Source organism: Psychromonas sp. KJ10-5 (assembly GCF_055808325.1).
The window spans coordinates 2,672,963-2,699,143 of the sequence record NZ_CM147864.1 but is presented as its reverse complement, the minus strand read 5'-3'; the positions used below and the strand labels follow the sequence as shown (position 1 = coordinate 2,699,143).

The window sequence follows — 26,181 nt, the reverse complement described above, 5'->3', positions numbered from 1 at the left end:
GCTTTATCGGACAATTAACTAATCAAATGGATATAGAAATGATGAAACATAAAACCTCTCTTCTTGTTAGCACGCTTTTACTTACTCAATTCAACGCTGTTAATGCTGCAGAACAACCAGACGCTGACACTTTAGTAGGTAATTACTACGGTGGTATTCATGGTGCATACATGAAAGCCGATAATGACCGTCTAGACCCTTCAGACAATCAATTTACACGTTCAGGTGGTATTGGTGTTGAGTTAGGTTACCGTCTATCTGCACCTGTAGAGCTTCGTTTATCTTACACTCGTTTCGCTGCAGAACTTCATGAAGGCGATAACATTCAAGGTATTAACAAATACAACTTAGATGCATTGTACTTCCCAACAGAGCAAAACATTTACGTACTTGGTGGTGTTAACGCATTTGATTTTAATACAGACACAGAAGCTGCTGTTAATGCAGGTCTAGGTTACCGTCAATACTTCACTGACCAGTTCGCTGGTTACTTAGAAGGTAAAGCAAACTACCAATTTGAAGATAAGCAAACTGATGCAATTGCACAAGTTGGTTTAGTTTACTTCTTCAGCACTAACGATAAAGTAGTGGCTGTTAAACCAGAGCCAGCACCGTATGTTGCACCAGTAGTTGTTGATACAGATAAAGACGGTGTTGCTGATGGTGTTGACCAATGTCCTGCTACACCAACTACAGATAAAGTAGATGAAGTAGGTTGTACTGTATTTGAGCAAGAAAGACTTTCTTACCGTTTAGCTGTTAACTTTGATAACAACAAAGCTGTTGTAAAACCAGAGTACTACTCTGAATTATCAGACGTTGCTGCTTTCCTTAAACAGTACCCACACGTAGACATTACAGTTGATGGTTACACTTCAGTATTAGGTAAAGCAAGCTACAACCAACAGTTATCTGAAAAACGTGCCGCTGCAGTTGCTAACTTATTAACATCTGAATACGGTATTGATTCTTCACGTGTAACACCTGTTGGTCACGGTGAAACAAACTTGATCGATTCAAGTAACACTGCTGAAGCACATAAAATGAACCGTCGCATTGAAATCAACATCAATGAAACGCGTAAAGTTGCTGTAGAACGTTAATTTTACTGAGTAACTATTTAAACCCTCTAAGCGATTAGAGGGTTTTTTTTTGCCTATTATAAAATGGCTCTTATTTTTTATTCTCACTATTTATATTTTTTCAGAGTCTTGCCCAAGGTGATTACGTATATAACGGTGCTGTATCGTTTTGCTCTCTACAAGTGAGCCTACTTCATACTGTTGTTTATTTACTCGCTGTTAGGCCACAACCCGATAGCACCATCTCGCATAAAAATGTACTAATTTGGGTAATATCTTTTTGTAGATATTCTGGCCTGTCTGTAATGAGTAATAACTCAGCTTGGTAAGTGGCATAATGTTGTGTGCTGGACCAAATTAAAAAGATTAGCTTTTCAGGATCTACTTTTTTCATCTTTCCCTGTGCAATCCAGCTGTCTATTATTTTGCAGCTGTCTTTTAACCAAGTGCGAGTTTCTGTACGTAGGTACTCGTTTAGGTTGGGAGCTCCTTGGATGATTTCAGCTGCAAATATTTTTGATGCATTAGGATAATGAATCGCTTGTTCCACTTTGCTGTGTATATACTGCTCAAGTGTTTTGGCTGGATCATCTTCTTCGGTAATCTCGGTAAAGGCTTGGTTCCAAATAGATATAATGTTTTTTAGTAGTGCGTCGTACAATTTTTCTTTGCTAGGGAAATAATATAATAGATTAGCTTTAGGCAATCCTGCTGCGTCTGAAATTGCCTGAATGCTCGTACCTTTGTAACCATGTTTAACAAATTCAGTTTCAGCTGCTTGTAATATTATTTGTGTCTTTTCGGCTCTTATTCTGCCTTTATTGCTTTTCCTCATTGTTTTCCCTATAGGTGAATCGATTTTATAAATATAAATGATAAGACGATAATACACGGGTTTTATAGTTGCTTATAGTCACTATATCTAACTGAAATTAATCGCCGATAAAGGCTTTATTAGTTTGCATTAGGTAAGGGTGGGTATGCTGAAAAACAGGTTCTTGAATACCTGTTAGTCAATATCAGCATACTTATTGGTTAAATGATGAAATTTAATATTAAATCGTAATGCGGGATCGATTTTTTAGCCCAAAGGGCCACTGATGATCGTCTCTTTTAAACCTGCCATTATATTTTCACCAGTCTCTTTTTTAAGATCTTGGTACCACGCTTGAGTCACTTCCATATCAACACCATGTGTTACATCGCAGCGTTTACGCGCTTTGAGTACTAGATCTTTCGCACGTTGATTACGTTTAGATTGATAATCTAACAGCGCAGTGTGGATATCTTTTGTTTCTGTAAAAGCTTGACCGAGTACAACAGCATCCTCCATTGCAGAACAACCTCCTTGACCAATATCTGGTGTCGTAGGGTGAGCAGAGTCCCCTAATAGAGCAATACGTCGATCAACATAGGTAGTGAATGGTTCAGCATCGTGAATCTCAATGCGATTAGTCGTAGATGGGTCAATGGCTTGAATAAGTTTTTGTACTGGCTCAGCCCAGTCTGAGAAGTATCCGCTAAGATCGTCTTTTACGGTACTTCGATCTTCGGCTAAACCTAATGGTAGTGGTACATCAAAAAAGAAATAGAAACGGTTATCCGAAATAGGCATTAGGGAGATGCGTTTCCCGTCGGCAACGAAGGTTGTCCACTGATCTGCTGGTGCTATTGATGTATCAACATCAATTAAACCGTTCCAGTTTACATAACCTGCATAACGTTTTTCGACAGAATGACCGAGGACAAATGATCGCGCTACAGAGTTAGCACCATCAGCTGCAATCATAAAGTCACCTTGTGCGCGACTACCATCGGTGAAATAGGCCGTCACACCTTGCTCATCTTGCTTTACACGTTCAATACGTTTATCAAATTGAATTTTCTCTTTACCCCAATGATCAATCATCATTGATTGTAAATCTGCACGTGACACAGGACATGGTCGCTCCCCAACTTCTTCAATTAACGGAACTAGACTAAACTGTGTCATTATTGCTGCGGTTTTACCATCTTGATAGGCCATATTGAGCATCGGACCACCTAGTTTATCCATAATATGCCCCATGCCGAGGTGATTCATACATTTCACTCCGTTGCACCAAACCGAAATGGCTGCTCCGACTGGTTTTATCTCTTTTACTGCTTCAAATACTTCGCATTCAATGCCTTGCTGCTTGAGTGATACTGCTGCTGAAATACCGCCAATACCTGCGCCTATTATTAATGCCTTCATGATATTTCCCTTTCTTAATGCGTTGTTATTCAATTTCGGTCTATTGGTATTAGCGATATCTTGTTATTTCTCTATGCATTTATTGGTTGCTAATACATTGCTGTATTGAAGGTAGTGCAACCAACGTGCCAACCTAAGAAAAGGCTAAAACCATTTACTTACCATATGGTTAGTTTTTTGTTGGGTATTTAATCTAGTCATTTTTGCTACATGATAGTGCGATTCGCTCTATATTTGTGCGTTAGGTTGATGTAGGAGAGTTAAATTATGGTATCAAGATCGAATAAAAAGGAAGATATAAATAAAAGGGGAAGTTTCGGTTGTACTTTAAAATAGGTAACTGTTTTTAGTGCTATACTTTTTATTGATTAGTCAATATGAGCTCATTTTCTAATAAACTAAAATCTCCATAATGTTTTGCTATTAAGTTCACCTTGAATTTTTACATGTACTCCTACTTTTTAAAGGATTTTTCATTGAAAAAAATATCTATTAAGTCACTTGCGGTTTCTGTCGTTATAAGTGTATTCGGTATCTTAAGTACTTATTCAGTTTCTTTGAAAGTAGCTAGTCAATTAAAGTCAGAAAGCGCTTTAAAAATAGAGAACACTGCAAAGCAAGTTTCATACTACCTTCAAGACTCTATCGATAAATCCCTTAATGATTTGCGTGGTTTACAAGCATTTTATAGTGTGGGTAAAGGTGGAATATCACAACTTGAATTTAATCGTTACATGGAAATTTTAGATATAAAAAGTCGTAATTACATTCAAGCTCTAAGTTGGGTTCCTTTAATTAAATCAGAACAAAAAAGTGAATATCTAGCGCGATTAAGAGCTGAATATCCTGGCTTTAATATTGTGCAACGAGACGAGAATGGTCAGTTAATTGTCAGTCCTGATAAAGATGAATATACCCCAGTAACTTATTTCAGTTCAATTCAATCAAACAAAAAAGCATTGGGTTACGATTTAAGCAGTAATGAGGTTCGTCGTAATTCATTAGAGTTTGCTAGAAATAGTGGCATGATGTCGACTACCGGTAAAATCAATTTAGTACGAGAAGCGGGAAGTTTGATTGGGGCATTAATTATTGCACCTGTTTATAACAAAGGTTTAGCAACCGACACTATCGAACAACGCATAAGTGCATTGCGCGGGTATGTGACGGGTGTTTTTAAAATCGATGTTTTGATGGAAAGCGCTAAAAAATATGCAGATATAAAAGGGCTTGAGCTCACTTTGCTAGATGTTGATGTTAACCATGTGGACTTGTTATATGGAATGGATACAACTTCTCACTTTTTTAGCTATGATTTAAAGGTACCTGAACGTCAATGGCAGTTGCATGTTTCATTAAATCAACAATTGATAGAAAGTCTTGAGTCTCCTCCTGTTATTAAGTGGGTTTTAGCTGGAGGTATTACGATTAGTCTATTACTTGGTATTGCTATCTACGCATTGCTTGTTTCCATTGAGCGAGCAAGAAGTATTACTCTCCTGAGTGAAGAACTAAAAAGTCAAAATAGTAGTTTAGAGAAAAAAGTAACACAACGTACTCAGTCTTTAGCGGATAAAAATTCGCAACTTAAAGAAAATGTAAATATTTTGGAAAAACAACGAGTTTTACTTTCTCGATTAATGAAAGAGGCTGAACAAGCAAAGCTTAATACGCAAACATATGCAGAAGAGTTAGCTAGATCAAATAAAGAGTTAGATGAATTTGCTTATGTGGCATCACATGATCTAAAAGCTCCATTACGAGGCATCGACCAGTTAGCCACTTGGGTAATCGAGGACATTGAAGAGGGGAACTTAGAAGAGATCCCAGATCACCTTAAAATGATGAGAAATCGGATCGGGCGCTTAGAAAGTCTGTTAAATGACTTACTAGAGTATTCTCAAGTTAATCATCGGTCAGATAGTATCTCTGAAATTGATAGTAATGTATTAGTAAATGACCTATTTGTATTAGTTTCACCTTTGAATAGTTTTTCTTTAAATATTGAGGGGGAGTTACCTATCTTCTCTACGTTTAGAGCTCCTTTTGAGCAAGTAATACGTAACCTATTGAATAATGCGATTAAGCATCATCATAAAGAGTTGGGCTCGATTAGTGTTAATTGTGCGGATGAAGGTGATTTTTACCAGTTTAGTGTTACAGATGATGGGCCTGGTATCTCTGTTAAATACCAAGAAGAAATTTTTAAAATGTTCAAAACACTCAAACCACGAGATGAAACGGAAGGAAGTGGCATGGGGTTAGCGTTAATTAAAAAAATAGTTGAGCATTACAACGGACGGGTAGAAATTGAGTCTAGTGAGGGTGAAGGCTGCACTTTTTATTTCACTTGGCCTAAAAACGTTTCAGATAAATAATTTTTGATTTAAATATAAAGTGAGCATGTATGGAATATAGTGAAGTAAGCATTTTGTTGGTAGAAGATGATGACATTGATGCTAAAGCGGTAGAGAGAGGCTTTAAAAAATTAAAATTAGCTAACCCTATTACTCGAGCAAAAAATGGAGTGGATGCATTAGCAATTTTAAGAGAGCCAGCTGCTTTAGTTCGCCCCTACATTATACTATTAGATTTAAATATGCCGATTATGGGGGGGGTAGAGTTTTTAAAACATATCCGTCAAGATGATAGGTTAAAAGACTCTATTATTTTTGTCTTGACCACATCTTCTGCGGATCAAGATGTGGTAGCTGCTTACAATGAGAATATAGCTGGTTATATTGTTAAATCTGATGTGAAGGCTGGTTTTGATAAAGTCATTAAATTATTAGATTGTTATTGGCGAGTAGTGATGTTGCCCAAATAATGATGGGGAACATTGTTTTTATAAATGACAGCGTTTTATCTCGAATAATAAAAAAATACTCAACTAGGAAGAGGTTTTTTTGAAATTACAGCAAATTACAAAATCCAATAATGACATTTTGGAACATTGTGTAGAAAAATTAGCTAGGATTAATCAATCAGATTATGCCCTAGGTTTTTTAGTTGATGATGAATTGAATACACATAATGTTAATCTAGAATCTCGGGTTGTGATTGCACCTGATATGCTGTTTGAGCCCATTAAAAACCAGCTAACCAAAGACTTAACTGATTACTTTATGGATAAAGATTGTATGGTAACTCCTTATTTCTACGATAAGGCAGTAGATCAAGTTGATGATGGGTTATTGAGTAATAAGTACATTGATAATTTACGTTATATCCCAATCGGTGAAAGTGAAAATATTTACGCTATTATCGTGTTAGTGAATATAGCGTTGTCTTTTCATTCCCAAAAATTAATTGATGTAAATCCATTTCTATTAGCGACTATTACACTTTTAAAAAATCAAAAAAAACGCTTAACGCTATCTCCATCTGGGCTTGTTGAAAATAAACTCAATACTTCATCTGATAACCAAAGCAAGCTTATCTTAGAATCTTTATTAACAAATACCTTTCACCCAGCGTTTATTTTTAATGATGAGTTTAAAGTATTAAAATCCAACCTTGCAGCTCAAAGCCTTTTTAACTCAAATCTAGAACGCGGTTGGCCGTCTATTGAAAAGTTAGTTAATAGAACATTACCAAGTATTGCTTTTCGTTTATTAACTGTTATCACTAAATTCTTTTTCTTAGGCCACTTAGAAAAACAACAGTGGTCAAATGTAAAATTGGTTTTAAATGAACATCAGTCCATTCATGTTGATATTCATCTCTTTGATGTAAATTATTTAAATAGTCACTGTTTTGGATTAATGATCAATGAAAAAACGGAAGTGAGCATTAATCAAGAAATTTATAATGCCAGTGTGCAAAGGTTCAATGCCTTAACTAGTGTTGTTCCCATGGCTATTTTGCAAACAGATAAAAACTTTAATTGTTCATACTCCAATCAAACTTGGGCTAAATATACTGGACAAAATGAGGAGCAATCATTAGAACAAGGCTGGCTTTCATCTATTAATAACCTTAACGCTAACGAACTCCAATTAGAGATTATACGATCGATTTCTCACTCTAATAATTATAAAGGCGAAATTGAATTGGTATCGCTAGTAGAACGTAATTTATGGGTGTCTATTAATGTTGTTGGGTTGTTTAATGATCGCTTTGAGGTGACTGGTTTCATTTTTACTATGATGGATATATCGGCAGAGCGAACCCACTCAAAAAAACTACAGAAAATGGCTAATTATGATCACTTAACTGGGCTATCTAATCGCGCCTTTTTTACAGATAGATTAACATTTGCCCTGGCTCGAGTCCCACGTCACGGTATTAGTGCGTTAATGTTTTTAGACTTAGATCGATTTAAAAATATTAACGATACATTGGGGCACCATGTAGGTGATTTAGTCATTCAAGAGGTAGCTAAACGTTTAAAGTCGGTGGTTCGAGATGAGGATTCCATTGCACGTTTAGGGGGAGATGAATTTGCTATTATTTTCACTGACCTGATGACAGAAAGTGTTATTGCTCCTATTGCTAATAAAATAGTGAGTGCAGTCAACTTACCTTTCAAGATCGAAGGTAAGTCTATGGTTCTCTCTTGCAGTGTTGGGGTGGCCATTGCGACAGAGCATAATGTGCAACCCAGCGATATTCTAAGAAAGGCTGATTTAGCATTATATGAAGCAAAAGATGCAGGGCGAAACCAATTTTGTTTTTATGAAGCTGGTTTTGAGAAGGATTTATCGTTATTAAATTATTTGACTACAGACTTGAATAACTTAACACAATCTGGATTTTCTTTTGTATTACAACCTTTAATGCAAGCCCAGACAAAAAACATTATGGGCTTTGAAGTGTTAGCTCGTTGGTCAAATGCCGAGTTAGGGATAATCAGTCCTGATATTTTTATTTTGGCAATGGAAGAGAATGGGCTAATTCAAGCTTTCTCTGAATGGTTATTTTACCAGGTTATTGTGCAAGTTAAATCGTGGATAGAACAAGATTTATTGGTTCACCCACAAAAAATAAGCCTGAATTTATCTGTTAAACAACTCCACCTTGTTGAATTTTCTGACTCAGTTATTGCATTGTTTAAAAAAGAAAAAATAGATCCAAGCTGGTTTACATTGGAAGTAACAGAAACTGCTTTTATACAAGACCCTACGATTGCTGGAGAGAATTTAAGAAAGCTAAAAGAAGCTGGTTTTTTAATTGCCCTTGATGATTTTGGGACGGGTTACTCGTCTTTGGGTTTATTACGTCAAATGCCATTAAATTACATCAAAATAGATAAAAGCTTTGTAATGGATATTCTTCGAGACAATGAAGCTGAAAAAATAGTTTTAGCGATTATAGGCCTAGGTAAAATGCTTGAATTAGGTTTAGTCGCAGAAGGCGTCGAGGATATTGAAACCAAAGATTGGTTAATTGCGCAAGGTTGCTTGTGTCATCAAGGCTACTATTTTCATAAACCTTTAGCACAAAGTAATGCTTGTGAATTATTAAAACAATACAAAGTATCGAAACATTAAAAATTAATATTAACTCTTAATTTTAACAATAAGTTATATAACTTAACTATACTATTATAGATAGCGAGATGCATGTGATTAGATCTAAAAATACACAACATAAAACACCTTCACATGTCGTGGGTATCGGTACTTCAGCTGGTGGTTTAGAAGCGCTACAGGAGTTCTTTGGTCATCTCCCATCTGATACAGGTGCCACGTATATTGTTGTACAGCACCTTTCGCCTGACTATAAAAGTATGATGTCTGAATTGTTAAAAAAATACACGGATATGCCTATTTACGAAGTTTCCGATAGTATTGATATCGAAGCCAATGCTATTTATCTGATGCCACCTCGTAAGAATATGTTGATAACTGAAGGTAAACTTCTATTATCAGATCAGATGCCAGACCGGTTACCGTGTTTATCTATTGATGTATTTTTACGATCTTTAGCTGAAGATCAGCAACATAAAGGGATTGGAATTATCTTATCCGGTACAGGTACTGATGGAACTCGTGGTATTCGCGCTATGAAAGAAGCCGGTGGACTAGTCGTTGTACAAAAAACTGACTCTGCAAAATTTGATGGAATGCCAACCAATGCCTATCAAACGGGGTTGGCCGATATGGTATTGTTACCAAGCGAAATGGGTAAAAGCCTAGTAGATTTTATTAACCACCCATCGATTAAAGGTGATGCGCCTGTGAGTTCTTTTACTGCCTCTGATGCTGACAGTAAGGTATTAGAAGACATTTTCGATATATTAAAAAAGCAATCTTCAATTAACTTTGCGCAATATAAACCCTCTACAGTATCTCGCCGTATCGAGCGTCGCCTGGGGATTAACCAGTTAAAAACACTAGATGCTTATTTACGATTATTGACTGACTCTCCAAGAGAAGTGTCTATTTTAAGTAAAGAGTTGTTGATCAATGTAACGCACTTTTTCCGTGATGATGAAGCCTTTGATAAATTAACATCAGTGGCAGTACATAAGGTATTAACTTCGGGGAATGGTAAAGACCCTATTCGTGTATGGATAGCCGGTTGTTCGTCAGGTGAAGAGGCTTATTCTATTGCTATCTTGTTTGATGAAGCAAAAGAGAAGTATAAAATTGATCGTCAAGTTAAAATTTTTGCAACGGATGTGGATGAAGATGCGATAGCAGAAGCTAGCACAGGTGTTTACGCTGCTGAAATAGTACAAGATATCTCTAAGAGTCGATTAAATCGTTATTTTGAACCTACGGGCAATGCTTATGTTGTATCTGCTAAGCTACGTAAGATGGTTATATTTGCCCAACATAATATGATTGAAGATCCTCCATTTTCAAATATTAACCTGCTTAGCTGTAGAAATACGTTAATTTATTTCCAGCAAAATGCACAACAGAAAGTGTTTTTATCATTCTATTTTGCTCTACAGCAATATGGATATTTATTTTTAGGCAATTCTGAATCGTTAGGCGATATGGCTGTTCACTTTGATACGGTTGATGAGCGAACGCGTATTTTCCAAAAAGTGAGTGCGGCGCGTTTACCTGCAAAAGAACCTGCATCATTGAAACATAATGTAGCCACATCAGTGATATCGGCCAACTCCTCTACCAATATACACTCTTCAAGAATGGTGAGTAATAATAAATATAATATGGTGATGGAGCGTTTAATTGATCACTATGCTCCGGATTGTGTTGTATTAAATGAGCGTTTTGATGCTGTCCATGTTTATGGTGATATGACCCCTTATACCAAAGGTTTAGGGCGAGGGAAAGTTAGTCTAAATATCAAAGATATGATTTGTGACGATCTTGCTATTGCGGTCTCTACCGCATTATACCGCAGTGAAAAGAATCAAGAAGATGTCTTTTATAGCGATGTTGCTTGTACTTTAAATGGTGTGCCAAGCTTCATTGACCTGGCTGTGTTTATGGTCAAGCAAAGTGATCATCAAAGTTCTCCTCGTTCGTATATTTTACAATTTATCGTGCACGAACAAGGTGATGTTATTAGAAAGTCACCTAAATCAATCACCTTTGATGGTGGAGAGCAGTCTTTACAGCGCATTCATGACTTGGAGCAAGAGCTGGTTAAAAAACAAGAGCATCTACAAGTGACTATCGAAGAGTTGGAAACAACCAACGAAGAGCTGCAATCTGGGAATGAGGAGCTAATGTCTTCTAACGAAGAGCTGCAAAGTACCAATGAAGAACTACAGTCGGTCAATGAAGAGTTATATACGGTTAACAGTGAATACCAAGAGAAAATATCGCAATTAACAGAAGCGAATATGGACTTAGATAACGTCATCAATTCTACGGATTTAGGTATTATTTTCCTTGATGAAAATTTAACTATTCGTAAATACACGCCACATTCAACTAACTACATTAATTTACGAACGTCGGATATAGGTCGTCCAATTCATCATATTTCTCATGAGTTAGATTACAGCGACTTCTTAACTCAAATTGGTAATGTTAGTACTAAAGGAGAAGTGGTAGAGCAGGATATACTCACTAAAGCGGGACAAACTGCTTTAATACGAATGGCGCCTTATGCGGTTAGTGATGATATGAGCGCATCAGCACAACATGGTGTGCTTATTACGATTACTAACATATCTAGGCTAAAGTTTGTGGAAAATGCGTTGGTGCAAGCACAGGAGCAATTTAAAGCGCTGTTAATTAATCGCTCGAAACGCTTACATCATCGTATTGAAGTTAATCAACATGTGACAGTGATGGTAGTGGATGATGATGCAGTGGATCGTTTACGAGTGCAAAGATACTTCAAAGCGTCTGAAGAGCGCTCTTATACCATTGTAGAAGCTAAAACCCTAGAAGAAGCCATAGAGTTAGCAGGGCGTATGAATGTAGATGTATGTTTATTGGACTATCAGTTAGGTCCAAACACTGCAGAAGATTTTGTGAAAGCAATGAAGATCAAGAATATAGATACACCTATTATTTTATTATCAGGTCAAAAAGAATCGGTAATGGATAAATCCTTTCTTTCAAATGAAGTCATTGATGTGATTAGTAAAGACGAACTATCTAAGCCTTTATTGGTGCGTAGTATTGATTATGTGCTAGAGCGTCAAGAGATTAAAGACATTGTACAAAGGTTTGAAATTTCTGATCGTTAACGTTCAACTATTGTGAAATCATAAAGCGATTAGGGGGGAACTTAATCGCTTTTTATTAATGTCTGTATTCGAGTAACTTGTTAAAAGTGATAGGGCGGCTAAAGTAGTAACCTTGAAATTTATAACAGCCTAATTCAATCAAACAATTCACTTCTTTTTCAGTTTCGACACCCTCTGCAATAACCTCCATATTAACGCTTTTCGCAAGTTGGATAATCATACTAATGATAGCTTTATTACTTTGATCTAAATGAATGTCTGTGACAAAAGAGCGATCTATTTTAAGTAAACTAGCAGGTAGACGTTTTAGGTAGGCTAGCGAAGAATAACCGGTTCCAAAATCATCAATCGCACAGGTTACGCCAAATTTTAACAGGGTATTTAAACCATCAATAGACCGCTCTAAATTCCCCATCATAATACTTTCTGTTATTTCTATTTTTAACGAAGAAGCGGGGATTTGATATTTGTTAACCATGGCGATTACGTTGTTTACAAAGTCTCGTTTAGCAAGTTGTTTAGCGCTCACATTGATGGAGATTTGTTCGAAATAAGTAGGTAAAACACGTTGTCTTAAACGTTTTATATCTCGGCATGCTTGCTCTAATACATAGTTGCCTATTTCAATAATTAAATCACTTTCTTCAGCAATAGGGATGTAAACTGCGGGCGACTCATAACCTCGTGTTGGATGATTCCATCTTAACAATGCCTCTGCACCTATCATGTTATATAGATGATCGAATTGTGGCTGGTAATGTAATTCAAAGTCATTATTGATTAAGGCTTGTTTAATCTCCTTGGTATAACGTATATGTTGGTTAAGTTGTTCTGACATAATTAATTTATAAGCGAGGGCTTTATCTTTGGACTTTTTAAATGCTTCATACATCGCGATGCTGGCATTTTTAATAATATCTTGAGCTGTTTTACTGTTATCGGTAAATCGTTCATAACCAATAAAACAAGATAAAGAGAAGTTCCCTTCTGCCAGCTCAAAAGGGTGTTCAATGGTATGGATGATTTCAGCGATAATATCGCCAATGATAAGTTGTGCTTTCATCTTGTTTGCTGGTAAATGGTCAATAATTAAAATAAATTCATGACCATTAAAGATCGCAATAGTGGTCTCTTTGTCCGTAGAGTTTTTAATTCTATCCGCTACTTGTCGTAATACTTTATCGCCAACATGATAACCAATTGCATCATTAATACTTTTGAAATTCATTAAATTAATGGATAGCACATAACCTGTCTTTTTTTCTACTGTGGTTGCTTGGATAGCTTTAGTTAAGCAACGTTGTACTTCCATTCTGTTATATAAACCAGTTAAATCATCATGGGTAGCTTGATAACGAATTTGCGCCTCCACCTCTTTACGCATTTTAATTTCAAATACCATAGTGTGGTAATTGATAGAGGCGATACAACTATTAGTGAGTTTATTAATAACTTGCGGTAAGGCGCTTTGAATCTCTTTACTAAGGGCATTTCTTCGCTCAATAATAAAGACTCCAAATTCACCTAGTTTAAACAAATAATAAAATGATGAGTTGAATTGGGTAACTTCTGAGTCAATATTTTTTTCGAAAAAATCAGTGACTAAATTCATTAACTGCGATGATTGATTAGTGTTGATTCCCTCTTTTCTACTGGGGAAACTTAAAAAATGTTGAATAGAAGCGTCGTTATTTAGTTGGTATACAGGCGTGCCTTGCTTATCTTGCATGATGAAAATATGGTTATTAGTGGTATTCAAACATTGCCCAGCAAGGTGTAAGAATGTGTATAACATTTTCTTTAAATCAGTTTCTTCACCAATGGCTAATACTAATTGGTGCTGAATCGACATAATGTGCATCGCTGTATTCATTTAGCAGTTAAATCCTTAAAATGCGCCAAGTACCGTAGTCTTGTTAAGTAATCGAATAGATCCGTTATCCGTATTTGCAATTTCACCTAATGCCATGGCACCAATTAATGGCGTTTCTGGCAGGGTGTTTTGTATGATACTTAATTCCTCGTTGATATCTGTTCCAAGAAATGAATCCCTGCTGATGCAGTTAAACAATAGTAATGTCTTGTTTTCTTGTTTATCTAGAGCAATTTCATTAGCTACCTTTTGAGTAGAAGCTAACATTTTGTGTTTATCACTTTTTAGTAAATAAACCATTGAATTAACTAATACATTACCAACACATTCTAAATATGAAGCATTGGTTTGTATCGGATCCCTTACTAAAATTTCTCCATCTAAAGAGGCCATCCCTAGCGGAAAACTTTTTGCGTATTCGACAAAAAAGTTGTCTGATAGAGGCACAGCAACTTGTTGCTGAACCACCTTTTTATATAATGAAAAAGTTGATTGGTAATTTAACGAGTGGACATAATGCCCATCTGCGGAAGTAACTAAGTATGGGCCATCAGCAATTTCCCAACCATGACCGATGCTATTTATTAATGAGCAAGGTAGTGCAATAACTTGTGTGATATAACCTTTAACTCCTTGATTTGTATAAATGACAGGCCGCGGTAAAAAATCTAAAGAGCCTGCACCTCCACCAATGACAGTCACGCCTGAGCCCATATAATTATAAAAGTGGTCAACAAAATCTTCACTGGCATTGCATAATGCATCGGAAAGGATAAGAAAGCTTTTATGATGTTGAATAACTAAGCTATTGCTTTGAATGTACTGGTCAATATCACGTTCATCACTGTTATACATAGGGTAATTAATGATTTCTGGCTTAATTCTTAAACCAACAATAATCGCACCCTGTGAGTAATTTTTTCCGTGATATATAATCTTAGGAAACATACCTCCACCGATCGGTAACTGACAATCAGATAGTATTTTATTGATCTGTGGTTCAAGGTAATTGTTATCGACACAGGTCAATAACAACAGGCCTTGGATGTTTTCTTGGCAAACAATATTAATAGCTATGTTTAATTCATCTATAGAGGAACTGTTCGTAAATCGAACAATAGAAGCCTCTGTCATAACGCTTACTCCTTATTTAACAGTATTTAATATGGGGTGCTAAAATGACTTGGTAATATTTATGTGAAATAAAAATATAGCCTATTTTTTTTAATACACCTAAGTGTTTTATAATCAATATCCCACTTTGTGATTAGTTAGACTCTATTTCCTTCACTAAGTTGATTTGTATCTAGCCAGTTGGTACGTATTTTAGGTGGGCTTTAAACTTTTATGTTTTTATAAAGTCGTATGTAGCCTGAAGATTAATCTTCAGTAAAGATATAATAATTGGATTCTTTTAATTCTATTATCCAGTACAATTAAACTATCATTTAATAAATAAGATACAGCATTCGACTGTTTCTTTTGATCCTACAGCCTAATAATAATGACTACTACAGAAGGAAAATAAATAGCTAATGTCATACCAACTTATACTGATCTGTATTGCTGCCTTAATTGGTATTGGTATTCTCCTACACCATCCATCGCGTACCTTTGGTATCCCTTCTTTGCTTATCTTTATGGGAGTAGGGTTATTATTTGGTAATGGTGAGTTTGATTTTGTTTACGATAATTTCGCATTAACATCAATAGTCGGTAGTATTGCGCTTAATATTATTGTATTTGTTGGGGGGCTAAACACCTCCAAAAGAAGTGTACGAGTTGCTTACCGTGAAGGAAGCGTTTTATCTACCTTGGGTGTGCTATTAACTACATTATTCTTTTCGCTTATTCTATGGTGGTTATTAGACTTCTCCTTTATTTTGTGTCTTTTATTTGCTGCCATTGTCTCCTCTACTGATGCTGCAGCGGTATTTTCTATACTACAATCTAAAAAATTAAAACTAAAAGAGAAAACGGATACAGTATTAGAGTTTGAATCTGCTACTAATGACCCGATTGCATTAATTCTAGTTGTTTTATTAACAGGAATGGCATTAACACCAGAAACTGCGGTATCTGTAAGTGATGTTAGCTTAGAGTTGGTCACGCAAATCTTTAGTGCTTTGTTTATTGCATTTTGTGTTGGACGCTTATGTATATGGCTGTTGAATCATATCAAGCTGGAAGAGTACGGCCTCATCCCAGTGTTTGTTTTAGTGAGTTTTGTTTTAGCTACTTATGGTAGTGAACTGGCTGGCGGCAATATATTACTCGCCTCTTATGTGGTTGGGGTAATAATTGGTAATGGTTTAAAGCGAGGCAGGGAAATAAGTAAACATTTTTTTAATAGCTTATCTTGGTTAGCGCAAGCACTAATGTTTATTGCACTTGGATTACAGATTTTTCCAAATCAATTATTTGATGTTTTATATCAATCGATTATACCTGCTCTACTATTAATTTTGATTGCTCGACCGTTAGCAGTGCAAATATGTTATCTGTTCTTCCCCAAAACAACTTGGAGAAAACGTTTGTTTATTTCCTCAATTGGTTTGAAAGGTGCAACGCCAATTGTATTTGCATTAATCCCAGCGGCAGCTGGCGTAGAATCATCTTTAATTATGGTTGATATGGTTTTCTTTATTGTTTTAATTTCTGTATTTTTGCAGGGGGCTGCCATTGAGCCTTTAGCTAAAAAGTTACAGCTTAATATAGAAAAATAAGAACCTCTTAAATATCACCTCATTTCTGTTTTTAACATTTAGCGTTAATAGTAGCTAAACAAGATAATAATATTGCTTGTTTAGCTACTCTATTAACGCTTTATTTCTGTTTTTTTAATTCGCGTTTTTTCAGTTTTACAGTGGAATAAACAGAGAAGATAGCAAATAAAATAAAGGCTAATGCAATCGGTCTATCGTATATAAATGACCAACTTCCTTCATACAAGATCAATGATTTTCTTAAGTTTGTTTCTGCCATCGGCCCCAGAATGATCGCCAATAAAATAGGTGAAGAGGGAATGTCGAGTTTATTTAAAATAAAGCCTAATAAACCAAACGTAATCGCAATACCCACATCAAACATTGAATTATTAATAGCATAAGCACCAATTACTGAAAGGAAGATAATAATAGGAATCATCATTATTTTAGGCACTTCTATAATCCTGCAAAAAAAGCGTATTCCTAAAAAACCAATAATTAACATCACTATATTAGCCACAATCATGGAGCTAAAAATCCCGTAAACAATTTCTGGGTTTTGTGTGAATAAAAGAGGCCCTGGTGTTAAACCTTGCACGATTAATGCGCCTAATAATACTGCTGAAACGGCATCACCTGGAACACCTAAAGTAAGCAAGGGCACTAATGAACCGCCTGTTACCCCATTATTACCTGATTCAGCTGCAGCTAAACCGTGCATAGAACCATTTCCAAACTCTTCGGGGTTTTTAGCAACTCGCTTGGCTTCGTTATAACAAGCAAAGGCAGAAATATCGGCACCAGCACCGGGAACAGAGCCAATAGAGGTACCAATCAATGCACTTTTAATACTGGTTGGTAAAATCTTTTTAAAGTCAGAGAAGCTTAAAAAATTGTAACTAAACTTTGGCGGGATATCCTGTTTATCACTGGCGATTTTTTCTAGTTGATTTAACCCTTCGGCAATGGCGAATAAACCAATTAACACAGGGATAATGTTAATGCCGCTGTATAGATCTAACACGCCAAAAGTGAAACGAGGAACACTGCTGATTGGATCTAATCCGACCATAGAGATTAATAAGCCTATAGTACCGGCTAATAAGCCTTTCATTATATTTTTAGCTGATACACTAGCAATAATCGTTAATCCAAATAAGGCTAATGCAAAGTATTCTGGCGCATTAAAGCGTAAAGCAAAGTCTGCTAGCATTGGGGCGACACCAATCAATACAACAGTACTGATTAAACCACCAATAAACGATGCAACAGCTGCAATACTTAATGCCTTTGCTGCAAGTCCTTTAATAGCCATTGTATGACCATCTAGTACGGTTGCAGCAGATGCTGGTGTACCAGGCGTTTTTAATAATATAGCGGCAATTGAACCACCATAAATGCCACCAATATAAACCCCAATTAACATTACTAATGCGGGGGTTGGCATCATTGAAAAGGTAAAAGGTAATAATATTGCAACGCCCATGGTAGCTGTTAATCCAGGGAGCGCCCCTAAAATTACCCCACCTAAAACACCTAATACTAATACCGGGAAAACCTCCATACTAAAGGCAGAGGCAAACCCACTGAGTAAATATTCCATCATAATAATAACCTAGAAAAAGAGTAAGCCTTCAGGCAGGGAGATAATAAACACGTCTGAAAATAAAAAGTAGATCGCTAAAACAAACACCCAAGCAACCACATAATAGATCGGTTTTTTAACGCGGTAATAAATTAAGTAGTAAGTAAAACCAATTAGGCTCGCTGGTAAATAACCCACCAAAGTAATTAAAGCTGCATAGCCTACTAATAAGGTAAAACCAAAAATAGAGTGGCTAGATAAAAGTGGCTGCTCCTGCTCGACCTGTTTCTTTCGTTGATGCTGAATAATCAACACACAGCATATTAAGATTTGAATCACGACAATTACAGTAGGAAAAAAACCAGCACCCACCGGAGAAGCTTGATATAGAGGCTCTGGAAATTGAGTGATAAAGCCCAATATGACTAAGCTTAAGATAATCACGAAGCTTGGTAGTACTAGATGGCGATTGAGCATCATACCTCCCATTTTATTGATTGAAAGATGGGTTAAGGCTGACCTTAACCCTATTTAGCGCCTGTTATTATTTAATAAACTGACTTAATACTTTGGTATCTTCTTTAACAAAGTCAGTGAACTCTTGTGCTTTTAATGGGTGAATAGTCATTGCACCTTTTGCCATGAACTCTTTAAATTGTTCAGAGGCCATTGCTTGATCAAAAGCGTTACCTAGAATTTCAATAATCTCATCAGGTGTGCCTTTAGGTGCGCCAATACCGCGCCATGTACCGGTTGTAACATCTAAACCTTGTTCTTTTAATGTTGGTACATCTGGAATGTAAGAGATGCGTTCTTCTGACATCACACCTAATGCTTTTAATTGACCAGAACGAAGTTGAGCAATTGCTTCACCAGGTGTCACCATAGTTACTTGCGTATGGTGACCTAGTACTGAAGGAATAGCTTCTGCCGAACCGTTATAAGGTACAGCATTTAATTTGATATCTTGGTTTTGCTCTAAGGCCATTAAGTAAAAGTTAGGAGCGGCAGTCGATGCGAATTTAACTTTTCCAGGTGTTTTCTTTGCTTCTGCGACTAAATCGTTGACCGTATTAAATGGGCTGTCAGCAGGCACTAAAATAACTGCAGGATCTAAGTTAACCATACGAATTAACTTAAAATCATCAGCTGTATGCTGCATTAATCCCATTTGTGGTAATGAAGCAATCTCACGAGTTACCACTGTTAACGTATACCCATCAGGTCTTTGCTGCGCGCCAAAGCTCATTCCTACCGCACCTGCGCCGCCAGTTCTGTTCATTACCGAAATACTGGTACCTAAAATATCTTTGGCACTGTTTGCTAAAGTACGGCCCACCGCATCTGTGCCACCACCTGCGCCAAATGGCACAATTAGTCGTATATTTTTAGCTGGATAATCAGCTGCAAATGTACTTGCTGACATAATTAATCCTGCGCTGATCAGTGCTGTTTTAAGTAGTTTTCTCATCGTTTCATTCCTTTTATGGATAAAAATGGCTTCTTTCTTAATCACTATTTCTGACGTTTGTTTGAATCTTTAATAAAACAGTTTTATGTTTTTACCTGTAAAAATGAATCAAAAGCTGATTCAGGAAATTCAATAAAACAAACTTTATTTGTTAAAACTTTGTAATCGAAGAGTAAAGGAAGATTATTTTTTTAGCATTGCATAGGTCACGAAAGTGATCGACAAAATGCGTTCTTTGTCAGGAAATGAGATCTTTCATTGATTTTTGGTTTTTTTTACAACTAAATTTATCTGTTTCTTTATTGGTTTATTGTTTTATAAGTATGACTTAATGTGATTTTTCTCTTATTAATTTCTTCTTTTTTCTATTAATGAAATAGAAGGTTTAATGAATTTTTTAAGATAACTAAGCTGTTATTTATCTATTTTTAGGTGTTTTATTTTTTATATTTAAAATAATAAATAGCTTTTTACATTGATTTTAAAAGGGATGGTTAAGGTTTTGGGGCCTGAGTTCTTGGCGTGATTATTAAATGTGTGGAGAAATAGTTATATTCATTTAATTGGTTATTCCATATTTGGGACGATATTCGATGAATATTTATTTTGTAATATTATAAACCTATGAAAGGGAGTGGTTTGGGTGTTAGTTGAACGCTAATGTTGTATATATAAATCGACATAATTAACCCTATTTCATCTATTTATCCTGTAGCATTATTTGGATAGAAGTGATTTCGTTGATAATAGATTCTTTGCTGCAACAGGCTTGGGCTATTATTTTAAATAGCCTCAGTTATGGGTAAGTAAAACGATGCAATATTGCTATTTTTGCAGACTTTTGCATTAAATCCTCCCGCTTTCACTTTCTAAAATTGAGGTTAAATAACACTGAATGTAGTGTTATTTTTGTAAGCCGAGTATATTCCTTATTTACCCCTCTCCATTTTAAAAGGATATTACGATGAGTATGATCAAAAGCAAATTAGCTTTTACTTTATTAGGTGCATTATTTTTTACTCAACCTGCTAGTTTAGTGTTTGCACATGCCGAACATTGTGGCATTAAAGAAACCGTATTGGGCGATACGATGAAGTATATTAAAAGCGAGTTAAGAGCTTACAACAAAGGTTTCAAGGCTGATAATAAAGCAGAAATGCAAGATCATATTAATGAATTGATTATGTTAAGTGGCAAAGCTGAAGCATTAATGCCAGTGGTCATTGAAAATATGGATGGTGAACATGGTGAATCATCTAATGAATTGACCGAACTGCAAAAACAGCAGTATAAGCAATACCAACAGCAAATAAGTGAAATGACTCATACCTTTAAAAAGATCAAAGCAAGTTCAGACCCTGCTGAGATCAGCTCATTGTTAGAAATAGTGAATCAACAGAAAAAACAAGGGCATAAATCTTTCCGCCAAAACTGTAAAAATTAGCGGTAGATTGATTAACGCAGTACAATAATACTGCGTTAAGCTAAAACTTTAACGGTTGGCTAAAAATACTTTCGAAGGATCAACCAGTAATCGCTTACCAATCGCCTCACGTCCGAATAGCATTAGATAGTTCATATCAGCACGGTCAGTTAAGGTTATTTCAATCGGCCATGTTTCACTGCCTAAGGTCATCGGTGTTTCAATGACATAACGTTCCTCTGAAGTACCGTTGGATGACTTAATCTTGCGAATGTCACTAATTAAAGCGCTACAAGAAATCAACCTTTTGACATTATGAATATCAGGGTGAATATCAAATTTTACCCAAGGTTGTCCCTTGTCCATATACTTGACAATATTATCAACATGTAATGATGAGGTCTTTGCTCCAGTATCAACACGCACTTGCATCTCTTTAATACCTAGTTCAGGTAAATCTATTGATTCAAGGCGACCAATAATCATTTTATCTTTAGATTGCATGTTATTTATTTCCTGTTGCACTGGTACGATTTAAATCATCTTCAGGGCGCAAGAAATCTTGTACTGATTCAATGTGCTCAAATACTGCTTCATCGTCTTCTTTAAAGTATGCAATATGGAACATAGCTTCACCTTCTTGCACTAGTGGTATATTTTGTTGGCCAATTAAAATACCAGAGCGAGTTGCTTTAACGACCCCTAAAATTTCACCATAAGGGCTGCCGATTTCTGCTAGTTTATCGCCACTTGTTACGCGGTCACCTAGTTCAACTAAATGTTTAACAACACCACTGGCATTGGCACGTAACCAGCCGCTGCTATTGGCAATATAAGGTTCTTTTAACTTACGTTTTGAGGTTATTTGACGCATCATTTTTAGGTGGCGCAACACATTCTCGATGCCTTTAATACCGGCATTAATTGAGAAATCATCAAAGCGCAATGCTTCACCTGCTTCGTATAAAAGTACTTTAGTACCATTGTCCACAGCAGATTCACGTAATGAACCATCTACTACATTAGAGTGTAATACCACTGGGCATGCAAATATTTGTGCTAATGTTTTAGTTTCAGGGTCGTTCATGTCACCACGGATTTGTGGCAAGTTAGAGCGGTGGATTGCCCCCGTATGTAAATCAATTCCATAGTCACAATGTTGCACTATTTGTGTTAAAAATATGTGTGCGACACGCGCCGCTAATGAGCCCTTTGCTGACCCTGGAAAGCAGCGATTTAAATCGCGTCGATCTGGCATATAACGGCTTTGATTCACAACACCATAAACATTCACCATAGGCACTGCAATTACAGTGCCGCGGATTATTTTAAAATTAGGTTTATTAATTAAACGACGAATAATTTCAATACCGTTTAACTCATCACCATGTACAGCTGCACTAATAAAAATAGTGGGGCCATCTTTAGCTCCACGGATAATTTGTACAGGCAATGATACTTCAGCATCTGTATATAACTTGGCAACGGGTAATTCAATTTTACATTGTGTACCCGGTAAAATATCAAACTCGCCAATGCGTAATGTTTTCATCTAATTAACCTCGACCACGTGTTTTATTGGTTGTTGTTTTTGGGCTTTTTTCAAGAAAATCGAAAACCATGCCCGCGATGTTCATGCCCGTTGCTTTTTCAATACCTTCTAAACCAGGAGAAGAGTTAACCTCCATTACCATTGGTCCGTTTTCTGAACGTAATAGGTCAACACCACAGAAATTCAGACCCATTATCTTAGCGGCATTAACGGCTGTCTCACGTTCTTCTTTGGATAGTTTGACCACCACTGCTGAGCCACCACGATGTAAATTAGAGCGGAATTCACCCTCTGCCCCTTGGCGTTTCATTGCCGCTACAACGCGTCCGCCTATTACCAAACAACGAATGTCTGCACCGCCAGCTTCTTTAATAAACTCTTGGACTAAAATATTCGCTTTTAGTCCCATAAATGCTTCGATAATACTTTCTGCTGCTTTAGCTGTATCTGCTAATACAACACCTATTCCCTGTGTGCCTTCAAGCAGTTTAATTACCACTGGCGCGCCACCAACGTTTTTAATTAAGTCTTTAATATTATCTGGTTTATTAGCAAAGCCTGTACGTGGCATGCCGATACCTTTTCGCGATAATAATTGCATTGAACGTAATTTGTCACGAGAGCGGCTGATTGCCACTGATTCATTAATATTAAAAGTGCCCATCATCTCAAATTGGCGAGCAACAGCGGTTCCATAGAAAGTCACCGATGCACCAATACGTGGGATAATAGCATCGTATTGCGGTAGCTCTTCACCATGATAGCGTACCGTAGGGCGGCTACTAGTAATATCCATGTAACAATGTAATGTGTCGATGATATCAACTTGATGGCCTTGTGCTTCACCAGCTTCTTTTAAACGACGAGTAGAGTATAAGTTTGGATTTCTAGATAAGATGGCAATTTTCATGAGTTAATTCCTATGTGATATTTCACAGATTATGTTGCGATAGTGTTCGCATAAAAGGTTATAAATCTGAGCAAAATAGGAACTCTTGCAGATAACTGCATACTAGCCATATTGACTATTTTTAGTGTATTTAATGGTCACTCAGATTAAGTGCGTGGAGTGTATAAACAAAACGCTATATAATAAAATTAATTGTTTTGTGGTCTTTGATTAAAAATTTTGATTAGTGGTGAGTGTATGAAAATAGAGTTATTAAAAACATTTTTAGAAGTTAGTCGCTCATTACATTTTCGTATCGCATCAGAAAATCTATTTATCACTCAATCTGCTGTTAGTGCTCGAATTAAGTTATTAGAAGATGATTTAGGGGTACTATTATTTGACAGAAGTAATAGAAATTTAAAGTTAACACCGGAAGGTCATAGACTCATTAAGCATGCAAATGAATTGATTTTGATGTGGCAAAAAACCAAGCAAGACGTGGGTATCAGCGCACAACATTCAATGCAGTTAGTAGTAGGGGCAAAAAGTACTATTTGGGATATTGTGTTACAGAACTGGCTACAAAAAATTCATTTAAATATTGATGAGGTGAGCTTATTAACTAACACTTACAATGCACCGGAGTTACGTAAGAGTTTGTTGAATAGAGTGGTGGATATTGGTTTCTTGTTTGAGCCAACTTTTGTCGGTGAGATTATTTCTGAAAAAGTAGCAACTGTACCACTGCACTTAGTTACAACTAATCCTGATTATGTATATAACCAAGTGCAATTACAGGACTTTATTATGGTGGACTATGGAGAATCAATTGCGGCACAGTATTTGCGCGAGTTTCCAGATACACCAGAAGCGAAACATTTTATGAGTCAACCGAGAATTGCTTTAAACTTTATTTTAGATGCCGGTGGTTCTGCTTACTTACCAAGACAAATTACTTTTGAATACTTAAAGAGTAATCAACTATTTTTAGTTGATGATGCGCCAGTATTTCGTCGTGATATTTATGCCAATTACTTGGCGAATAATCAAAAAATAGAAATGATAGAGCAAGTTTTACAACTATTCCCACATGTGAGAACGTAAATAATCCCAATACTGGATAAGAAAAGTGGAGCAACACTGCTATTTATATGGATTTATGCGTTAAATTACTTTTCAATAACCCGTTATTTCCTCAATCATTCTCCTTAATTACGCAAAATTACAGCACTGTCTAATGAGTTATCTAACCATTTGATTTTAATTTTTTAATCATGGCTGAGGTTAAATGATAAAGACTAAAAAGAAAGGGCACTATGAAGTATGCCCCTAAAGAAAATTAGAGTAATAAAAGACTTCCCAAACCTAAGAAAACAATAAATCCAAAAATATCGGTGACGGTTGTTAATACCACTGAACCTGATAAGGCAGGGTCAATATTGAATTTATTCAATATCCAAGGTACCCACACACCAGATAAAGACGCAATTACGATATTACCCAAAATAGAGATAAAAATAGTTAACGATAGTAATGGGTTATCGAACCAGACAAAGGTAATAGCACCGATCACAAAGGCCCATAATATGCCATTTATAGCGCCTACTTTCAGCTCTTTTGCTATGATGCTTTTCTTATTGGCATCATTAATTTGCCCTAAAGCTAAACCGCGAATAATTAGGGTGATGGTTTGACTCCCAGAAATTCCTCCCATAGAAGCCACCACTGGCATTAATACAGCTAAAGCAACCACCTGCTGAATAGTGGCTTCAAATAAGCCAATAAACCATGATGCTAAAAAGGCAGTGACTAAGTTAATACCTAACCATACAGCTCGATTCTTTGAGCTTTGCCATACGTTGCTAAATAGGTCTTCCTCTTCAACTAGACCACCAGATTGATTTAATTGTGCTTCTAATATTTGTTCTTTATAACGGTAAGCTGTTGGTAAATCCAAACGACCTGTTAAACACCGGTTTTCATCGATTACAGGTAAAGCTGAACGGTCTAAATCAATGAGTTTTTCAGAAGCGTCCGCAATATTCTCATTGCTTAATATGTACTCAATATTCTTCTCAATGGCGTCCTGATATTCTTGGTCGCTTTGTGCTTTGAAGATAGCATTGAGTGCAATTTCTCCTACCAATACTGCATTATCATCGACTATATATATTACTTCAGTAAAGGTCGGTAATTTTTTACTACATACTTTTTTGACAGCCGACAGTTTTAAACGTTGTGGTATTTGAATCTCTGTAAAGTTTTGCCAGTGACCCACTTCATCTAGCGCATAATCACATGATTTTTTATATAAACTACGTTGTTTAGCGTTCATGTTGCTAACAGCGTAGTCAATAAACCGGTCATTTAAACTTTCAGAAAGTTCTAATAGATGTACCGCGTCTAACTTGGTTAACAATGGAAAACATTGCTCATCTTCTAAAGTATTGAGTAAAAGTTCTCTAGACTCATGTTTCATGACGATAAAGATATTTTGCTGTGCTTCATCGCTCAGCGCTTCCCATAAATTAAGTCTTAATTTAAGTGGAAATGACTCTAATAAAATGGCAATTTGCTCATCAGACAGTTGCTCGTAGATCTCTGTTACCAGCGACTGTATATCTTCTTCGGCTTCAAAATGATGATTAATTTTATCGATATAATCAGGTAATAAATCTAATGACATCATGCCTCCTGTTATTATTGAGGTTATCGTGGGCAGTATAAAACAGC

19 protein-coding genes are annotated in these 26,181 nt (G+C 36.2%); 8 read left to right on the top strand and 11 right to left on the bottom strand.

Translation table 11 applies throughout. The features are described 5' to 3' along the window. Positions 1-38 precede the first annotated feature (38 nt). Positions 39-1,103, top strand: a complete 1,065-nt coding sequence (locus AC0L3W_RS11900; protein WP_290039524.1) for an OmpA family protein — start codon at positions 39-41, stop codon at positions 1,101-1,103. Positions 1,104-1,287: 184 nt separating this feature from the next. On the opposite strand, the gene AC0L3W_RS11895 is transcribed toward AC0L3W_RS11900, so the two are convergent. Both AC0L3W_RS11895 and hpxO read right to left on the bottom strand, forming a co-directional pair. After that, positions 1,288-1,917, bottom strand: coding sequence for a TetR family transcriptional regulator C-terminal domain-containing protein (locus AC0L3W_RS11895; protein WP_409438803.1), 630 nt, complete (start codon positions 1,915-1,917; stop codon positions 1,288-1,290). Positions 1,918-2,163: 246 nt separating this feature from the next. After that, positions 2,164-3,318, bottom strand: coding sequence for an FAD-dependent urate hydroxylase HpxO (gene hpxO / locus AC0L3W_RS11890; RefSeq protein ID WP_409438804.1), 1,155 nt, complete (start codon positions 3,316-3,318; stop codon positions 2,164-2,166). A gap of 476 nt (positions 3,319-3,794) precedes the next feature. Here hpxO and AC0L3W_RS11885 point away from each other — a divergent pair, with 476 nt between their 5' ends. The 4 genes from AC0L3W_RS11885 (at position 3,795) to AC0L3W_RS11870 (ending at position 11,944) form a co-directional block, all read left to right on the top strand. Then, a complete protein-coding gene (locus AC0L3W_RS11885) occupies positions 3,795-5,696 on the top strand; it encodes a sensor histidine kinase (RefSeq protein ID WP_409438805.1) in 1,902 nt (633 codons plus the stop codon). Positions 5,697-5,725: 29 nt separating this feature from the next. Further along, complete coding sequence (locus AC0L3W_RS11880) at positions 5,726-6,145, top strand: response regulator (protein ID WP_290039520.1); 420 nt, start codon at positions 5,726-5,728, stop codon at positions 6,143-6,145. 79 nt (positions 6,146-6,224) lie between these two features. Beyond that, the gene (locus tag AC0L3W_RS11875) at positions 6,225-8,810 is read left to right on the top strand and encodes an EAL domain-containing protein (RefSeq protein ID WP_409438806.1); all 2,586 of its coding nucleotides are present in this window, start codon (positions 6,225-6,227) and stop codon (positions 8,808-8,810) included. A gap of 74 nt (positions 8,811-8,884) precedes the next feature. Further along, a complete protein-coding gene (locus AC0L3W_RS11870) occupies positions 8,885-11,944 on the top strand; it encodes a chemotaxis protein CheB (protein WP_409438807.1) in 3,060 nt (1,019 codons plus the stop codon). Between the two features lie 55 nt (positions 11,945-11,999). On the opposite strand, the gene AC0L3W_RS11865 is transcribed toward AC0L3W_RS11870, so the two are convergent. Continuing rightward, positions 12,000-13,817 (bottom strand): putative bifunctional diguanylate cyclase/phosphodiesterase, encoded by a 1,818-nt coding sequence (locus tag AC0L3W_RS11865; protein WP_409438808.1) that lies wholly within the window; start codon positions 13,815-13,817, stop codon positions 12,000-12,002. A gap of 15 nt (positions 13,818-13,832) precedes the next feature. After that, positions 13,833-14,951 carry an FIST signal transduction protein gene (locus AC0L3W_RS11860; protein WP_290039516.1) on the bottom strand — a complete coding sequence of 373 codons (1,119 nt, stop codon included), beginning with the start codon at positions 14,949-14,951 and terminating at the stop codon, positions 13,833-13,835. Positions 14,952-15,352: 401 nt separating this feature from the next. On the opposite strand from AC0L3W_RS11860, the gene AC0L3W_RS11855 reads away from it, so the two are divergent. Further along, positions 15,353-16,543 carry a potassium/proton antiporter gene (locus tag AC0L3W_RS11855; protein ID WP_290039515.1) on the top strand — a complete coding sequence of 397 codons (1,191 nt, stop codon included), beginning with the start codon at positions 15,353-15,355 and terminating at the stop codon, positions 16,541-16,543. A 100-nt stretch (positions 16,544-16,643) separates the two neighbouring features. Here the strand turns inward: AC0L3W_RS11855 and AC0L3W_RS11850 are convergent, their stop codons facing one another. From AC0L3W_RS11850 to AC0L3W_RS11840, 3 genes are all read right to left on the bottom strand, one after another. Further along, positions 16,644-18,131, bottom strand: coding sequence for a tripartite tricarboxylate transporter permease (locus tag AC0L3W_RS11850; protein ID WP_290039514.1), 1,488 nt, complete (start codon positions 18,129-18,131; stop codon positions 16,644-16,646). A gap of 9 nt (positions 18,132-18,140) precedes the next feature. Next, a complete protein-coding gene (locus tag AC0L3W_RS11845) occupies positions 18,141-18,590 on the bottom strand; it encodes a tripartite tricarboxylate transporter TctB family protein (protein WP_290039513.1) in 450 nt (149 codons plus the stop codon). A 64-nt stretch (positions 18,591-18,654) separates the two neighbouring features. Further along, positions 18,655-19,581: a tripartite tricarboxylate transporter substrate binding protein gene (locus AC0L3W_RS11840; protein ID WP_290039512.1), complete on the bottom strand. Its 927-nt coding sequence runs from the start codon at positions 19,579-19,581 to the stop codon at positions 18,655-18,657. A 964-nt stretch (positions 19,582-20,545) separates the two neighbouring features. Here AC0L3W_RS11840 and AC0L3W_RS11835 point away from each other — a divergent pair. Beyond that, entirely contained in the window at positions 20,546-21,025 is a 480-nt protein-coding gene (locus tag AC0L3W_RS11835; protein ID WP_290039511.1) for a cytochrome b562, read from the top strand. 48 nt (positions 21,026-21,073) lie between these two features. Here the strand turns inward: AC0L3W_RS11835 and AC0L3W_RS11830 are convergent, their stop codons facing one another. Genes AC0L3W_RS11830 through rimK form a run of 3 tightly spaced genes read right to left on the bottom strand, consistent with a single transcriptional unit; the run spans position 21,074 to position 23,466 of the window. After that, the gene (locus AC0L3W_RS11830; protein WP_290039509.1) at positions 21,074-21,508 is read right to left on the bottom strand and encodes an ATP-dependent zinc protease family protein; all 435 of its coding nucleotides are present in this window, start codon (positions 21,506-21,508) and stop codon (positions 21,074-21,076) included. A 1-nt stretch (position 21,509) separates the two neighbouring features. Further along, positions 21,510-22,556 (bottom strand): succinylglutamate desuccinylase/aspartoacylase family protein, encoded by a 1,047-nt coding sequence (locus tag AC0L3W_RS11825; protein WP_290039508.1) that lies wholly within the window; start codon positions 22,554-22,556, stop codon positions 21,510-21,512. A gap of 4 nt (positions 22,557-22,560) precedes the next feature. Next, the gene (rimK, locus tag AC0L3W_RS11820) at positions 22,561-23,466 is read right to left on the bottom strand and encodes a 30S ribosomal protein S6--L-glutamate ligase (protein WP_290039507.1); all 906 of its coding nucleotides are present in this window, start codon (positions 23,464-23,466) and stop codon (positions 22,561-22,563) included. 237 nt (positions 23,467-23,703) lie between these two features. Between rimK and AC0L3W_RS11815 the strand changes: the two genes are divergently transcribed. Then, complete coding sequence (locus tag AC0L3W_RS11815) at positions 23,704-24,552, top strand: LysR family transcriptional regulator (RefSeq protein ID WP_290039506.1); 849 nt, start codon at positions 23,704-23,706, stop codon at positions 24,550-24,552. 235 nt (positions 24,553-24,787) lie between these two features. On the opposite strand, the gene AC0L3W_RS11810 is transcribed toward AC0L3W_RS11815, so the two are convergent. Continuing rightward, a complete protein-coding gene (locus AC0L3W_RS11810; RefSeq protein ID WP_409438809.1) occupies positions 24,788-26,137 on the bottom strand; it encodes a magnesium transporter in 1,350 nt (449 codons plus the stop codon). Positions 26,138-26,181 lie beyond the last annotated feature (44 nt).